The sequence below is a fragment of the Nocardia sp. No.11 genome, from assembly GCF_038752175.1.
Lineage (GTDB): Bacteria > Actinomycetota > Actinomycetes > Mycobacteriales > Mycobacteriaceae > Nocardia > Nocardia canadensis.
Window position 1 is genome coordinate 1 of sequence record NZ_JBCGFB010000133.1, and the last position, 15,624, is coordinate 15,624.

The 15,624-nt window shown below is 69.7% G+C and carries 15 protein-coding genes and 1 pseudogene; 11 read left to right on the forward strand and 5 right to left on the reverse strand.

The genetic code is table 11. The features are described from left to right. From V8688_RS27125 to V8688_RS27150, 6 genes and pseudogenes are all read left to right on the forward strand, one after another. Positions 1–1,435, forward strand: a pseudogene (locus tag V8688_RS27125) (histidine kinase); the annotation flags it as partial. Then, the gene (locus V8688_RS27130) at positions 1,432–1,845 is read left to right on the forward strand and encodes a roadblock/LC7 domain-containing protein (RefSeq protein ID WP_011207200.1); all 414 of its coding nucleotides are present in this window, start codon (positions 1,432–1,434) and stop codon (positions 1,843–1,845) included. The pseudogene V8688_RS27125 and the gene V8688_RS27130, both read left to right, overlap by 4 nt. 7 nt (positions 1,846–1,852) lie before the next feature. Then, positions 1,853–2,227, forward strand: coding sequence for a DUF742 domain-containing protein (locus V8688_RS27135; protein WP_019044950.1), 375 nt, complete (start codon positions 1,853–1,855; stop codon positions 2,225–2,227). Beyond that, positions 2,208–2,810 carry an ATP/GTP-binding protein gene (locus tag V8688_RS27140; RefSeq protein WP_019044951.1) on the forward strand — a complete coding sequence of 201 codons (603 nt, stop codon included), beginning with the start codon at positions 2,208–2,210 and terminating at the stop codon, positions 2,808–2,810. The genes V8688_RS27135 and V8688_RS27140 overlap by 20 nt, the downstream gene beginning before the upstream one ends. A 270-nt stretch (positions 2,811–3,080) precedes the next feature. Then, positions 3,081–4,592 carry an acetyl-CoA carboxylase carboxyltransferase subunit alpha/beta gene (locus tag V8688_RS27145; RefSeq protein ID WP_255588427.1) on the forward strand — a complete coding sequence of 504 codons (1,512 nt, stop codon included), beginning with the start codon at positions 3,081–3,083 and terminating at the stop codon, positions 4,590–4,592. A gap of 93 nt (positions 4,593–4,685) precedes the next feature. After that, on the forward strand, positions 4,686–5,540 hold the full coding sequence (locus V8688_RS27150) for an aldo/keto reductase (protein WP_218720795.1): 855 nt from the start codon (positions 4,686–4,688) through the stop codon (positions 5,538–5,540). On the opposite strand, the gene V8688_RS27155 is transcribed toward V8688_RS27150, so the two are convergent. Next, positions 5,521–6,639 (reverse strand): NAD(P)-binding domain-containing protein, encoded by a 1,119-nt coding sequence (locus tag V8688_RS27155; RefSeq protein WP_218720794.1) that lies wholly within the window; start codon positions 6,637–6,639, stop codon positions 5,521–5,523. The two genes, V8688_RS27150 and V8688_RS27155, sit on opposite strands and share 20 nt — an antisense overlap. 90 nt (positions 6,640–6,729) lie before the next feature. Here V8688_RS27155 and V8688_RS27160 point away from each other — a divergent pair, with 90 nt between their 5' ends. From V8688_RS27160 to V8688_RS27180, 5 genes are all read left to right on the forward strand, one after another. Next, on the forward strand, positions 6,730–7,458 hold the full coding sequence (locus tag V8688_RS27160) for an enoyl-CoA hydratase (RefSeq protein WP_218720793.1): 729 nt from the start codon (positions 6,730–6,732) through the stop codon (positions 7,456–7,458). Then, positions 7,458–8,591, forward strand: a complete 1,134-nt coding sequence (locus V8688_RS27165) for an MBL fold metallo-hydrolase (protein ID WP_218720792.1) — start codon at positions 7,458–7,460, stop codon at positions 8,589–8,591. Before V8688_RS27160 ends, V8688_RS27165 begins: the two co-directional genes overlap by 1 nt. Before the next feature lie 30 nt (positions 8,592–8,621). After that, complete coding sequence (locus V8688_RS27170) at positions 8,622–8,867, forward strand: antitoxin (RefSeq protein WP_218720791.1); 246 nt, start codon at positions 8,622–8,624, stop codon at positions 8,865–8,867. Between the two features lie 51 nt (positions 8,868–8,918). Then, positions 8,919–11,186: an ATP-dependent DNA ligase gene (locus tag V8688_RS27175; protein ID WP_342801982.1), complete on the forward strand. Its 2,268-nt coding sequence runs from the start codon at positions 8,919–8,921 to the stop codon at positions 11,184–11,186. Positions 11,187–11,256: 70 nt separating this feature from the next. Next, a complete protein-coding gene (locus tag V8688_RS27180) occupies positions 11,257–11,430 on the forward strand; it encodes an antitoxin (protein WP_218720789.1) in 174 nt (57 codons plus the stop codon). Between the two features lie 105 nt (positions 11,431–11,535). On the opposite strand, the gene V8688_RS27185 is transcribed toward V8688_RS27180, so the two are convergent. The 4 genes from V8688_RS27185 to V8688_RS27200 form a co-directional block, all read right to left on the reverse strand. Continuing rightward, positions 11,536–12,933, reverse strand: a complete 1,398-nt coding sequence (locus tag V8688_RS27185) for an isochorismatase family cysteine hydrolase (protein WP_342801983.1) — start codon at positions 12,931–12,933, stop codon at positions 11,536–11,538. Positions 12,934–13,145: 212 nt separating this feature from the next. Beyond that, complete coding sequence (locus V8688_RS27190) at positions 13,146–13,823, reverse strand: DUF1345 domain-containing protein (protein ID WP_218720786.1); 678 nt, start codon at positions 13,821–13,823, stop codon at positions 13,146–13,148. A 57-nt stretch (positions 13,824–13,880) separates the two neighbouring features. Continuing rightward, positions 13,881–14,621: a CbiQ family ECF transporter T component gene (locus V8688_RS27195; protein ID WP_218720785.1), complete on the reverse strand. Its 741-nt coding sequence runs from the start codon at positions 14,619–14,621 to the stop codon at positions 13,881–13,883. After that, on the reverse strand, positions 14,618–15,624 hold a 1,007-nt coding region (locus V8688_RS27200), incomplete at its 5' end, for an ATP-binding cassette domain-containing protein (RefSeq protein ID WP_342801984.1). The genes V8688_RS27200 and V8688_RS27195, both read right to left, overlap by 4 nt.

Below are 15,624 nucleotides of genomic sequence, written 5' to 3' on the forward strand. Positions count from 1 at the left end.
CCAGCGGGAGCAGACCGGTGGCCTACCCCAGCGTGATCCGGCCAACGGTCTCCCGCAGCGGGAGCAGACCGGCGGCCTGCCCCAGCGTGACCCCTCCACCGGGCTGCCCCAGCGTGACCCGTCCACCGGGCTGCCCCAGCGTGACCCCGCGGGCAACGGTGCGCCGCAGCGTGATTCCGGTCCGGTCTCGCGTGATCCGTCGACCGGCCTGCCGCAGCGCGCCCCGTCCAACGGGCTGCCGCAGCGGGACCAGACCGGCGGCCTGCCGCAGCGTGATCCGGCGGCGCGGCTGCCGCACCGCGAGCAGAGCGGTGGTCTCCCGCAGCGTGATCCGTCGAACGGCCTGCCCCAGCGGGAGCAGACCGGTGGCCTACCCCAGCGTGATCCGGCCCATGGTCTCCCGCAGCGGGAGCAGACCGGCGGCCTGGGTGAGCGTGATCCGGAGGCGGGGCTGCTGCAGCGTGAGCAGTGGTGTGGTCTGCCGCAGCGTGATCCGTCGAACGGCCTGCCCCAGCGGGAGCAGACCGGTGGCCTACCCCAGCGTGATCCGGCCAATGGTCTCCCGCAGCGGGAGCAGACCGGCGGTCTGCCCCAGCGTGACCCGTCCACCGGGTTGCCCCAGCGCGAGCAGACCGGTGGTCTGCCGCAACGTGATCCGTCCACCGGGCTGCCGCAGCGCGGTGGTCTGCCGCAGCGTGACCCGGCCGGTCAGCCGCCGCGTCCCGCCAACGGTCTGCCCCAGCGCGGCGCGCCGGGTGCCCCTGCGCCGCAGCGTGATTCCGGCGACAACGGGCTCCCGCAGCGGGCTCCCGCGGCCGGTCTGCCGCAGCGGGAGGCGCCCAACGGCCTGCCGCAGCGTCCGGCTGCGCCGAATGGGCTGCCCCAGCGCGATCCCGGCGCTACTGTGGTACCGCAGGCGAACGCCGGGCCAGGAGTGGCTCTGCCCCAACGGGATCGGGATCCTGCGGGGCCGGAGAACGCTGCGTCGGCAGGGCGCGATCCGGGTCGGCACAGCTTCCGGTCGAATCCGGCCAAGGCTGCGTCGTTCTTCCAGACCAGGTTGCAGCCGGCACCGGAAGGTGATTCCGTCATGGGCGGAACGCCGATCTTCGCGGAGATGATGTCGGCGTGGCTCACGGACGAGAATTCCGACCGGTCCCAGATGGCGGCTGCCTTCGAATCACCGGGTGACGAAGGATGGCAGGCCGCACGCCGGGCCAGCGAGGCTCAGCCCGAGGTTCGTACCGCTGCGGGCTTGCCTCAGCGCAACCCGGGCGGCAGGCTCGTGCCTGGCGGTGTGACCGGTAAGGCCGACACCACCCCGCAACGTGATCCCGAAACGATCAGGTCCAGCTTGAGTCGTCACCAGCAGGGCGTCCGGGATGGCCGCGCAATGAAGGCAATGAACCTAACCGGAGATAAAGGAGACCGATGAACCCCGATCTAGGTGGTACGAACCGTCAGCTGGATTGGCTGGTTTCGAACTTCGCCAACGAGGTTCCTGGCGTAGCCCATGCCGTCCTGGTCTCGGCTGACGGCCTGCTGATGGCCGCGAGCGCCCAGCTTCCGGTGGACCGCGCGGAGCAGCTCTCCGCCGTCACCGCCGGTCTGGCAAGCCTTTCCGTCGGCGTGTCCAATCTGTTCGAAGGCGGTACGGTACTGCAGTCCGTCGTCGAGATGGAGCACGGTTACCTACTGCTCATGGCAGTCGGCGACGGCTCGTATCTCGCGGTCCTGACCAACACCTCGTGTGACATCGGTCAGGTGGGCTACGAAATGGCTCTGTTGGTCGAGCGTGTGGGCCAGACCGTCCAGGCCACGCCACGCGTCACGATGGGTTCCTGATGGTGGGATGGACATAGACGATCACCGCATGGGGAGCGCCGAGCCCAGCCTCGTCCGCCCGTACTCCTTGACTGCCGGCCGCACCAGGCCGGCGGTCGAGTTGGCGTTGGAGGCTCTCGTTGCATCGCATCCGGTCGCCATGGAGCGGCAGTTCGAACTGAACAACCTCGAAACGTCCATCGTGGAGTTGTGCAGGCAATCGCCGTCCGTTGCCGAGATAGCTGCCCAATTGGGTATCCCGATCGGTGTAGCGCGGGTACTCGTGGCCGACCTCATCGAGGCCGGTCATGTCCGGGTCTCGGCGACTTTGAAAGACGATTCCAGCGACGATGAACGTCGCGAGCTGATCGAAAGGGTTCTCAGTGGACTCCGGCGTATTTGATTCGACGGCGCAGGTCGACACCCGCACGAGCAAGCCGACTTCGGCGAAGATCGTTGTCGCCGGTGGCTTCGGTGTCGGTAAGACCACGTTGGTCGGTGCGGTGTCGGAGATCGTTCCGCTGCGCACCGAGGCGTTGGTCACCAACGCCAGTACCGGAATCGACAACCTGACCGGCATTCCGATGAAGTCGACCACCACGGTGGCGATGGACTTCGGCCGGATCAGCCTCGCCGACGACCTGGTCCTGTATCTGTTCGGCACGCCCGGCCAGTACCGGTTCTGGTTCATGTGGGACGACCTCATCCGCGGCGCCATCGGCGCCGTGGTGCTGGTCGACACCCGCAGGCTGGAAGACAGCTTCGCCGCTGTCGACTACTTCGAGGCTCGCGGTCTACCGTTCCTGGTGGCGCTCAACGAGTTCGACGACGCACCGAAGTACCCGCTCGAGGACATCCGCCAGGCCCTCGCGGTCCCCGCCGACGTGCCGATCATGTCGATCGACGCCCGCCGCCGGGAGCCCGCCAAGCAGGCCCTGGTCTCCTTGACCGAGTACGCCCTGCGCAAGGTCATGCAGGGCTACTGAGCCGAACCCGGGGCTGCCGCGATGAAGGCAGCAGCCCCGCTTCGCCCCTCAGCACCCCGCTGCCCCGATCCGATCCGCCAGCCACACAGCGGATCGATCAGCTGCTCGGCAGCACTCGGTAGTCGTTCATAACGGAATGCCACGACGAACCGCGCCGCGTACCCGTACCCAGGCGACGGTGAAGCGTGAGCAGCGCGTGCACCGCTCACCCCGAAGGTCCCGTTCCCTCGGCTCGGTAGCGGCCGATCCCGCTAGGCTCAGCGCGTGCGTATGTCGGCGTTCGACCTGATCGGGCAGTTGCTCGACACCGATTCGTTTCTGAGCTGGGACCAGCCGCCGGTCGAGCCCGCGGTGTCGCCGCGGTATCGCCAGGAGTTGGTCGACGCCGAGCTGCGGGCCGGGACCGATGAGTCGGTGGTGACGGGGGAGGGGTTGTTGCGCGGGCGGCGGGTGGCCGTGATCGCGTGTGAGTTCGCGTTTTTGGCGGGATCGGTGGGGGTGGCCGCGGCCGAGCGGATCGTGTCGGCGGTGGAGCGGGCCACCGAACTGGGGTTGCCGCTGATCGCCTCGCCTACGTCCGGCGGGACCCGGATGCAGGAGGGCACGGTCGCTTTCGTGCAGATGGTGAAGATCGCGGGGGCGGTCGCGGTGCACAAGGCGGCGGGGCATCCCTATCTGGTGTATCTGCGGGATCCCACGATGGGTGGGGTGTTCGCGTCCTGGGGGTCGCTGGGCCACATCACCTTCGCCGCGCCGGGCGCGCTGATCGGATTCCTCGGCCCTCGCGTGTACGAAGCGTTGTACGGCAAGCCTTTTCCGCCCGGCGTGCAGACGGCGGAGAACCTCTACCGCAACGGCGTGATCGACGGTGTGGTCACCGTCGAGGTGTTCCGCCGGATCGCCCACCGGGCCTTGAGCGTCGCGAGCGGCGTCGTCCTGCCGGTCACTGCCGAGCCGGGATGGGCCGCGCCCGTACGCAGTCCGGCCACCGCCGCCGCTTCCACGGCGAGCGCCTGGGATTCGGTACTGAGCACCCGCAGGCCCGGCCGTCCCGGCATCCGTGACCTGCTTCGCCATGTGACCCAACGGGTTCCGCTCAGCGGCACCGGCCAGGGCGAATCCGATCGCACCGTGGTGCTGGCGCTGGCCCGGTTCGGCGGACAGCCCTGTGTCGTCTTCGGCCACGACCGCTCCGGCCAGCAGGGCGAGCACACCATGGGCCCGGCCGCCCTGCGCGAGGCGCGCCGGGCGATGGCGCTGGCCCGGGAGCTGCGCCTGCCGCTGGTCCTGGTGATCGACACCGTCGGCGCCGCGCTGTCCAAAGAGGCCGAGGAGCGCGGGCTCGCCCCCGAAATCGCCCGCTGCCTGGCCGACCTGGTCACCCTCGACACCCCGACCGTGTCGATCCTGCTCGGCCAGGGCACCGGCGGCGGCGCGCTGGCCCTGCTCCCGGCCGATCGGGTGCTGGCCGCCGGTCACGGCTGGCTGGCCCCGCTGCCGCCGGAGGGTGCGAGCGCCATCGTCTTCCGTGACACCTCGCACGCGGCGGAACTGGCTGCGGCACAGGGTATTCGAGCGCTCGACCTGCAAACCGACGGCGTCGTGGACCGCATCGTCGACGAACACCCCGACGCCGCCGACGAACCGGTCGCCTTCTCCCGGCGCATGGTGCTCGCGGTGACCGAGGAACTGGCCGCCCTGCGCGCGGCGCCGACGGCGGAACTGCGGGCCCGACGGCAGGCGCGATACCGGCGAATCGGTCTTCCCGGGGTTGTTCACTGACCGGCGCCCCGCTTCCTACCCGATCCGGAACCGGGGGAAACACGCGAGGGTGCGTCGTTGACGGTACGGCGAACCACTTCTACCGTCGAACGGGTGACCTTCCGTAGCGCTAGCAGCCCTGTTCCCACCATCGTGCTCAATGACGGCAATGTCATTCCGCAGCTCGGCTTCGGTGTGTTCCAGGTGCCGGAGGACGACGTCACCCCGGTGGTGGCCGAGGCATTGGAAGTCGGCTACCGCAGCATCGACACGGCCGCGATCTACGGCAACGAGGAGGGCGTCGGCCGCGCCATCCGCGCCTCGGGCATCCCCCGCGACGAGATCTACGTGACCACCAAGCTGTGGAATGCCGAGCAGGGCTACGACAGCACGCTGCGCGCCTTCGACGCCAGTATGCGGCGCCTGGGCCTGGACTATCTGGACCTGTACCTGATCCACTGGCCGGTGCCGTCGGCCGGTCGCTACGTCGACACCTTCCGCGCCTTCCAGGCGCTCAAGGCGCAGGGCCGGATCGGCTCGATCGGCGTCTCCAACTTCCGGGTGATCGACCTGGAGACCGTGATCGCCGAGACCGGCGAGACCCCGGCGGTCAACCAGATCGAACTGCATCCCACCCTCGCGCAGCGCGAACTGCGCCAGTACGACGCCAACCACGCCATCGCCACCGAGGCGTGGAGCCCGCTGGGGCAGGGCACGCTGCTGGACAACCCGACCGTGGTCACCATCGCCAAGGAGCTCGACCGCACGCCGGCGCAGGTGATCATCCGCTGGCATCTGCAGCTGGGCAATATCGTCATCCCGAAGTCGGTCACCCCGTCGCGCATCGCCGAGAACTTCGACGTGCTCTCCTTCGAACTGGACGCGCAGGCGATGGAGGCGATCAACCGGCTCGATACCGGCACCCGGGTCGGCCCCGATCCGGCCACTTTCAGCGCCGGGCTGGCTTGATCCCCAGGTAGTCGGTCAGTTCGGCGGCCGCGGCCCGGCCCGCCCGGTTGGCGCCGATGGTGCTGGCCGAGGGTCCGTAGCCGATCAGGTGCACCCGCGGGTCGACCGCCACCTGGGTGGCGAGCCTGCCGGTCATCGTGATGCCGCCGCCGGGGCCGCGCAGCCGCAGCGGCGCCAGGTGGTCGAGCGCGCTGCGGAACCCGGTCGCCCACAGGATGACGTCGGCGTCCTGGAACCGTCCGTCGGCCCAGCGCACCCCGGTCGGCTCGATTCGTTCGAACATCGGCTGCCGCCGCAGCACGCCACGATCGCGCGCGGCGCGCAGGCGCTCGTCGAGCGGCAGGCCGGTCACCGAGACCACCGATCCGGGCGGGAGCCCGCGGCGCACCCGGTCCTCCACGATCGCGACGGCCGCGCGACCGTCCTCCTCGCGGAACGGCAGCGAACGGAACACCGGCTCGCTGCGGGTGACCCATGTGGTGGACGTCACCTGGGAGATCTCGTCGAGCAATTGCACCGCCGAGATGCCGCCGCCGACGATGACCACGTGTTTGCCCGCGAACTCGGCGGCGGTGCGGTAGTCGCGGGTGTGCAACTGCCGGCCGGTGAAGGTGTCCGCGCCCGGATAGACCGGGATGAACGGGTGCTCCCAGGTACCGGTGCCGTTGATCAATCCGCGCGTGCGCAGCGTCCCCGCGCCGTCGGTCTCGACGTGCAGCACCTCTCCGCGACCGGCGCAGGACTGCCCGTCGGCGGTCCGATCGCAGACCACGTCGACCGTCACCTGGCGGCGAACCCGCAGGTCGAAGCGCTTCTCGTAGAGCTCGTAGTAGTGCGGCACCGCGGTGGCCGCCGGCGCCGACTCCGAGCCGGGCGGCAGCGTCTCGGCGAAGGACATCCCCGGCAGATCGTGCACCCGGTTGACGGTCGTCAGCGTGAGCGAGGGCCACCGGAACTGCCAGGCCCCGCCCGGACCCGGCGCGTGGTCGACGATGAGGAAATCGCGTTCGGGGACCAACCCGAGGCGGCGCAGGTGGTAACCGGCGGAGAGACCGGACTGGCCGGCACCGATCACCAGGATGTCGAAGTCGGTCGCCACAGCCGCCGATGCTATCGCCTTACCGGGCGCCGACGGCTGCCTGTGGCAGAGTTATGGCATCCACGGTGTCGGTACTTCTGGGGAGGATGCATGCTCGGCGTGACCCGCGATGGTGATGTGATCACCATCGAAATGCAGCGCGAGGAACGGCGCAACGCACTCAGCGAAGAGCTGGTCGGACTGCTGCGCGAAGCGATGCTCGACGCGGTGGCACAGGGCGCCCGGGTCATCGTGCTGACCGGCCGCGGTCCGATCTTCAGCGCGGGCGCCGACCTGTCGGGCGTCTACTCCGAGTCTTTCCTCGGCGGCCTGCTCGACATGCTGCACACCATCGAATCCCTCCCGGTGCCGGTGATCTCGGCGATCAACGGCGGCGCGCTCGGCGCGGGCGTGCAGCTGGCCATCGCGTCGGACCTGCGGGTGATCGAGCCGGACGCGTTCATCGCGGTGCCCGCCGCCAAGCTGGGCATCTCGGTCGACCGCTGGACGGTCTCGCGGCTGGTCTCGCTGATCGGCGGCGGTCCGGCGCGCACCATCCTGCTCGCGGCCGACCCGGTCTCGGCCGCCGACGCCTACACCTTCGGCTTCGCCAACAAGCTCGGCACCCTCGCCGACGCGCAGGACTGGGCGAAGTCCATCGCCGCGCTCGCACCACTGTCGCTGCAGGCGATGAAACTGCTGCTCAACGACGATGGCACCCGTGATCCGGCCAGCGCGCAGCAGCGGGCCGCCCTGGAAGCCGCCTGGACCAGTGACGACGCCAAGGAGGGCCGATTGGCTCGGCAGGAGAAGCGCCCGGCGAAGTTCGTGGGCCGCTGATGCGGCTCGCACGCGTTGCGGGGTCGGTGGCGAGCACGCTCGGGCTCGCCTGGGTAGCGCGTGCGGTGTGGGGACTGCCCACCGCCCTCGGCGCGGGCCCCGCGGACATCGCACCGAGCGCACTGGGCAAGTCGTCGTATCGCGACGGCCGGTTCCACAACACCGAGCCGAGCAGCATGATGGCCGCCGGCGCGGCGCCGTCACTGCTGTGGTCGGGCCTGACCAAGAGCCGGGTCGGCAGGCCGTCGCGTCCGGTCCCGCTCGAGACGCCTGCCCCACCCGCCGAGGCCGCCCCGCTGGCGGTGACCTGGTACGGGCACGCGAGCGCGCTGATCGAACTCGACGGCTACCGCGTGCTGGCCGACCCGGTGTGGAGTGAGCGGGTCTCGCCGTCGCCGGTGATCGGCCCGGCCCGGCTGCATCCGGTCCCCGGTGAGTTGTCGGAGCTGCCCGCCGTCGACGCGGTGATCATCTCCCACGATCACTACGACCATCTGGACAAGGCCACCGTCGACGCCCTGGTCCACGAGCAGCTCGCGCCGTTCGTCGTGCCCACCGGTATCGGCGCGCACCTGCGTCACTGGGGCGTGCCCGAGTACCGGATCATCGAACTCGACTGGGGCGGCTCGGTCTCGCTCGGCCGCGACGACAACGACCGCGGCCTCACCGTCACCTGCGCCGAGGCCAGGCACTTCTCCGGCCGCGGGCTGGTCCGCAACACCACGCTGTGGGCGTCCTGGGCGCTGGCCGGACCCACCAAGCGGGTCTATTTCGGCGGCGACACCGGCTACACGAAGGCCTTCGCGCAGGCGGGCGCGGTCCTCGGCCCGTTCGATCTGACGCTGCTGCCGATCGGTGCCTACGACGAGCGCTGGACCGACGTGCACATGAATCCCGAGGAAGCGGTGCGCGCGCACGCCGACCTGTGCCTGGGCGACCCCGGCTACGGGCTGCTGGTCCCGATCCACTGGGCCACCTTCAACCTCGCCTTCCACGGATGGTCCGAGCCGGTGCACCGGCTGGTGTCCGCGGCGGCCGAAGCGGGTACCGCCACGGTGGTGCCCAAGCCGGGCCAGCGGGTGGTTCCGAATGACCTCCCACCGCGGGTTTCGTGGTGGGAGGATGTGGAGTGACAGCTTCTTACGGGAAAGGAACATCGGCAGATGAGTCTCGTGGATACCTTGAAGGGCTTGCTCGGTAAGGGCAAGGAAGCGGCCGCACAGAACGCCGACAAGATCAACGATGCGGTCGACAAGGCCGGCACCTTCATCGACGACAAGACCGGCGGCAAGTACAGCGACAAGATCGAGAAGGGCAAGGACGCGGCGAAGAAGGTCGTTCCGCCGCAGGCAGGCCCCGGCAGCACCGCAGGCGGCCCCGCCCCGACCGATCCGGGACCGCAGGCCTGATTCGGTGCGCGGGGGCCGGAGACTATCGGTCCCCGCCGCCGAACCGCGTCGATGGTCCGCCGGGAATTCCGGGGTCCGCCGGGTGAGCCGGCGATCGAGGTTGAGCTCAGCAACCTCGACAAAGTGCTGTACCCGGCGACCGGCACGACCAAAGGCGAGGTGATCGCCTACTATTCGGCGATCGCGGAGGCGATGCTGCCCCATGTCGCGGGGCGGCCGGTCACCCGCAAGCGGTGGCCCAACGGGGTGGATCATCCCGATTTCTTCGAGAAGAATCTGCCCGAGCACGCGCCGGCGTGGATTCAGCGCCGGGCGATCGAGCATTCCAGCCGGAAGGTGACCTACCCGCTGATCGACTCCGAAGCGGGGATGGCCTGGCTCGGCCAGCAGGCGGCCCTGGAAGTCCATGTGCCGCAGTGGCGTTTCGACGGCGACCAGCGCGGCCCCGCGACCAGGATCGTGTTCGACCTCGATCCTGGTCCCGGTGCGGGGCTGGCCGAATGCGCGCTGGTCGCGCTGGCGGTGCGCGACATGGTCGCCGATATCGGGATGCGGGCGTTCCCGGTGACCAGCGGCAGCAAGGGAATTCACGTCTACGTGCCGCTGGATCGGCCGGTGAGTTCGCGGGGCGCCTCCACCGTCGCCAAGCAGGTCGCTGCCAATCTCGAACAGCTGCACCCGGATCTGGTCACCGCGACGATGGCGAAGTCGGCTCGCCCTGGCAAGGTCTTCCTGGACTGGAGCCAGAACAACGCCGCCAAGACCACCATCGCCCCGTACTCGCTGCGCGGTCGCGCCGAGCCCAACGCCGCCGCGCCGCGGAGCTGGGCCGAGATCGAGGACGCGAAGTCCCTGCGCCAGTTGCGCTTCGACGAGGTCCTCGTGCGCTGGCAGGCCGAGGGCGACCTGCTGACCGATCTCGACCCGCCGCTGCCCAGCCGACCCGACGCGCTCACCCGATACCGCAGCATGCGCGACCCCGAGCGCACTCCCGAGCCGGTGCCCGCCGCGGCGCCGGAGCCGGGCCCCGGCGATCGCTTCGTCGTCCAGGAACACCACGCGCGTCGGCTGCACTACGACGTCCGGCTCGAACGTGACGGCGTGCTCGCGTCGTGGGCGGTGCCCAAGGGCCCGCCGACCGAACCGAAACACAATCGGCTCGCCGTGCGCACCGAGGACCATCCGCTCGAATACCTGCATTTCCACGGCACCATCCCCAAGGGCGAGTACGGCGCGGGCGAGATGACCATCTGGGACTCCGGCACCTACCGCACCGAGAAGTGGCGCGACGACGAAGTGATCGTGGAACTCGTCGGTGACCGCCTGCGGGGCCGCTACGCCTTCATCCGCACCAACGGCGACCAGTGGCTGATGCACTTCATGCGCGACCAGACCCCGCGAGTCCCGGTGGACGACAGCGCGACCGGTGACCTCCCGCGCGGTCTGTCGCCGATGCTCGCCACCGCGGGCGAGGTGGAGGCGCTGAACGCGGGGGACTGGGCCTTCGAGACCAAGTGGGACGGCTTCCGGGTGATCGTCGAGATCGACGACGGCACGGTCACCGTCCGCAGCCGCGCGGGCAACACCGTCACCGCCCGCTACCCCCGGTTCGCCGCGCTCGGCGGCGAGCTGGCCGGGCACCGGGTGGTCCTCGACGGTGAGGCCGTGGTCCTCGACGCGAAGGGGCTGTCGGATATCTCCGCACTGCAAGCGGATTCGGCGCTGGCGGTGTTCGTCGCCTTCGATGTGCTCTTTCTCGACGGCACCTCGTTGCTGCGCAAGAAGTACAGCGATCGGCGCGCCGTGCTCGAGGCGCTGGGCAGACTGGCGCCGTCGATGAATGTCTCCGCGCTGCTGGCGGGCTCGGGGGCCGAAACGATGCGGGCCAGCCGGGAACAGGGGCAGGAGGGGGTGGTCGCCAAGCGGGTCGACTCGATGTATCAGCCGGGTAAGCGCACCCAGACCTGGCTCAAGCAACGCAATTGGCGCAGTAGGGAAGTCGTCGTCGGCGGCTGGCGGCGCAGCGACAAACGTGAGTTCAAATCACTGCTGCTCGGGATCCCGCACGAGAAGGGGCTGGTGTACATCGGTCGCGTCGGCACCGGCTTCGGCGTCGAGCAGTCCCGGCGCATCGCGGGGGAACTGCGGCGGCTGCACCGCGCGAGCTCGCCGTTCGTCAACGAGATGACCGCCGAGGAATGCCACGACGCCGAGTGGGTCACGCCCGAGCTCACCGGCACCGTCCGTTTCCAGTCCTGGACCGACACCGGCAGGCTGTGGCATCCGATCTGGGACGGGGTGACGAGTTCACCGAGCTGACCTGCCGCGAAAGCTGTGGTGTTGCTAGGGTGATCGCGTTGGACCGGTTCGAATCAGCGAGGAGTGCACGGTGGATTTCAAGAACCTGGCGGGCAAGGCGATGGATCTGGCTGCCCAGCATGCGGACAAGGTCGACGGGGTCATCGAGAAGGCCGGTGACGTGGTCGACGAGAAGACCGGCGGGAAGTTCTCCGGCCAGGTCGATTCCGCCCAGGAAGCGGCCAAGAACGCCATCCGGGACTGAATTCTCGGCGGCCGGCGCGGCGGGTTTTCGGTGTCGTCGGCGGCTGGCGCCGCGGGTCACGAGGCCGAAACCGTGGTGGTTCGGTGTGTGCTGTCGGGTTGCCGGTCAGGGGGTTGCGGTCATCAGGCCGGTGATGGTCGCGACGTCGGTGACCAGCGCGTTTCCCTGGAAGGTGAACTCGTCGTAGGCCCTGTCCATGGCTTCCTTATCGCGGCCGCCGCAGGCGTCGCCGATGACCACCGGGATGAAGCCGAGGTCGGTGGAATGCGCGACGGTGGGCGCGATTCCGATCTCGAGCGCGACGCCGGCGATGGCGTAGGCGCCGATCTTCAGATCGCGCAGGAGCGCGGCCAGCGGGGTGCCCTCGAAGGCCGACATCGTCATCTTGTCCAGGACCAGCTCGTCCTCGCGGGGCACCAGTTCCGGCACCAGTTCGAAGCCGGGGGTGTCGCGCTGGAGGATGAACTGCACGTCATCGATGGATTCCGCGTGCTGCCAGCCCATCAGCAGGCGCATCGCGTAGACGCCGGAGAGGCGGCGCGGCGGGAAGAAGTGCCGCAGGAAGATCACCGGATAGCCCGCGCTGCGGGCGGCTTCGACCACGCGTACCACCCGGTCGACGACTTCCTGGCCGTCGGGCAGCTGGCCGAGCACGCCGACCTGCATGTCGTAGACGATCAGCGCCATCCGGTCGGGCGCGCACAGATCGCCGAGGGTGTCGGGAATGTCGAGTCCGTTGCCTTGTCGCACCGACGCCAGTGTAGGCGTCGGTGCGACCGGCAATACGGCTGTTGCGCAGACTATTTGGTCTGCTGAGCCCACTGCGTGGTACCCGGCGGCGCCAGCAGCGTGTTGATCAGATCGAAGCCCNGTCTGCTGAGCCCACTGCGTGGTACCCGGCGGCGCCAGCAGCGTGTTGATCAGATCGAAGCCCGCGATGGCCAGCGTGGGTCCGCCGACGACCAGGGTGCCGATGATGCCGCCGATGGTCGCGCCGGTGACGAAGCCGGGGATCGCGCCGATGCCACCCGCCGCCGCACCGACCACCAGGCCGATGACCGCGCCGATGGCCATGCCGACGAAACTGCCGATGGCGGTGGCCAAGCCGAAGGTGGAGGCGAAGTTCGCCTGTGCCGCGTAGTTCTCGGCGGGCGAGGCGACCGGGGTCAGGTTGGGCTTGGCCGCCGCGACGTCCTTGACGGCGGTCAGCTCGAGTACCCGGTTGTCCTCGCGGAGGGCGTGCGGCAGCGGGTATTCCAGGCTGCCGTCACGGACCGAGAGCGGCAGCGAGACCAGGGTCGCGCCCGCTTCGTCGCGGACGTGGACGGTGCCGCCGTCGATGGCGAAGGTGCCGTGGGTGAGGGTGGTGACGACCTTGTTGCCGACCAGGTCGGTGCGGTACTCGACGTCCGGGGTAACCGGATCCGCCCCTGCCACGCCGGTGCCGACGAGCGCTACCGCGAGGACCGGAATGGCCGCGGCGGCGAGCTTGCGGATGATCATGTGAACGTTCCCATCTGGTTCATCAGGTGACGTGCCCAAACGAAATGCGCCGAGATCATGGCTCCCCCGAGAAAGCTAGAGACGGCGCGAATAGCGGTCCAGCTCGATGTCGAGATGAACCATAGCCTGCCCGAGGGTAGCTGGACAGTGAATTCAGGTTTTAAACCTCAAACCTTTCATAGTTATTCGCTATCGCGAACCGTGCTCGGCCCCTACCCGATGATGTTGATCGCGCGCGCGACGATCGTGGTGCCGATGACCACGGAAATGGCGGATTGCGCCATCATCAGCACCTTGCACCAGCGGGAGAGCGGGAGCACGTCGGCCGGTGCGAACGAGGCCGCGTTGGTGAAGGCCAGGTAGAGGTAGTCGAGGTATTCCGGCCGCCAGTCCGTGCCCGCGAGCCGCGCGTCCTGCATCTGCGGAAACAAGAAGTCGGGTAGAGGTTCGCGGCCGTTGGCGCGCGCGGCGGGACCGCCCCGGTCGAACTCCCAGTAGAGCAGAGAGAAGGCGATGATGTTGGTCGCCCAGATCATCGCCCCGCTACCGAGCAGCGTCCCGGCCCCGCGTTCGTCCGCGCCGGTGACGATGGTCTGTACCAGGCGCAGCGCCGACACCGTGGTCGCGAAGCTGATCAGGCCGGACAGCAGCAGGCTGAGCCTGCGGATCCAGGGTTCCTCACGGTCCATCCGGCTCGGGTTGGCGATCAACAGCACCGCCATCACACCCAGTTCGAGCATCGGCAGCAACCACACCGGCGTGGGCAGGAGCTCGTTCGGGAGCAGCGCCTGGACCACCACGATCGTCAGGATCGCCGCGGTGGCGGCCAAGCGCGATTCGCCTTCGGTGGGCTCTCGCCAGGCGGGTACCGCGTGCTCGCTGTCGGTCACGTCAGCCAGTATCGCCCGCCCGGCATCCCGCCCGGCGGAGGATGCCCGGCGGGGGATTCAGAGGGCGATGCTCAGGGCGATCGCGCCCACACAGACCGCGACGACGACGCCGAGCGCGACCGCGTCGCGGCGAGTCGGGGCGCTGGGGTGCGCGGTGAGCATGCCGGTGCCGCCGCGCGCGGTGATCGCCTCGCCGAGTTCGCCCGCGCGACGGGTGGATACGGCCATGCACGCGGTGAGGATGTCGATGAGCGGGTTGGCGTCGGCGGCGCGGTGCAGCAGGTTCTCCTTCGGGCGCAGTTTGCGCGCCGCGCGCAGCACCCGGATCTCGTCGAGCAGCAGCGGCAGCCCGCGCAGCGTCAGCGCGACGACCACCGCCCACTCGTCCACCGGCATCCGCAACTTGCGCAGCGGCGCACCGAGTTTCGCCAGCGCGGGCGCCACCTCGCCCATCGGGGTGGTGTACGCGATCAGGAACGACGCGGCCACCAGCACCATGCCGAAGACGAAGACCTGCGCGTACCCGAGCACCGCCTTCATCCCGATCGGGGCATTGATCAAACCGCCGAGCAGCACCAATCCCCAGAACCACCAGGGCAATCGGGGCAGCGCGCCCAGCGGCAGCCGGGCCACCACCCAGATCAGCACCAGGAACGCGATGATCACGCCGAGCACCGGCCAGGTCGGCAGGAACATCAGCAGCAGGCTGATCAGGAAGGCGGCGATCATCTTGGTGCCTGCCCACAACCGGTGCACGACACTGTCGACGGGGACCTCGCGCAGCAGCACGGTGCTCATCGGACGACTCCGCTTCCCGGTTCGTTGTGCGGTGGATTGTCCAGTCGCCAGACGGTTTCCGGGCGTCCCGGCAGCAGCGGCGCGGGCTGCGCGCCGACCGGTCGTCGCGCGCCCGCGGTTTCGACCACCACGCCCGCGTCCAGGTGGACGGTCCGGTCGCACACCGCGGTCACATCGGCCACGTCGTGCGAGATGACGATCAGGGTCTGCCCCGCGTCACGCAGCCGGGCGAGCAGTTCCACGATCTCGGCGCGGCCCTGCGGGTCGAGTCCGGCCAGCGGCTCGTCCAGCACCACCACCTGGGGATGGCTGGCGACCATGGCCGCGAGCACCACCCGCTTGGCCTGCCCGCCGCTGAGCTCCTCGACCGAGCGGGCGGCGAGGCGGCGGTCCAGGCCCACGGCGTCCAGCGCCCGGCCGACCGCGCCGGAGCCGGTCGCCCGGCCGCCCCAGTCGGCGATCTCCGCGCCGACGGTCTGCTTCTGCAGTTGCAGCCGGGAGTGCTGGAAGGCCAGCGCGACCCGGCCGATCTGCTGGTCGACCGGATCGCCACGCAACTCGCAACGGCCCGAGCTCGGCGCGATGAGGCCGGCGATGATCCAGGCCAGCGTCGACTTGCCGGACCCGTTGCCGCCGACGATCAGCAGTGCCTCGCCCTGCCGCACCGACAGGTCGACGCCGTGCAGCGCGGGGGCCTCCCACGGGGTGCCGCGGTTGTAGGTGTGGCGCACGTCGGTCAGTTCGAGGATGGTCGCGCCCATCGGGCCGCGGCGCTGATCGCGGGCGGGCTGCGGCCAGCGGGCGAGGTGGTCGACCATGCGCCCGTCGGCCAGGTGGATCACCCGGTCGGCGGCGCTCGCGTCGGCCTCGTGGTGAGTCACCAGGACGACGGCGGTGCCGTGCCTGCGCGGCAGCTCGGCCAGCAGCGCGACCAGGTCGCGGCGGCCGTCGGGGTCGATCATCGAGGTCGCCTCGTCGGCGATGAGCAGCGCGGGGCGCCGGG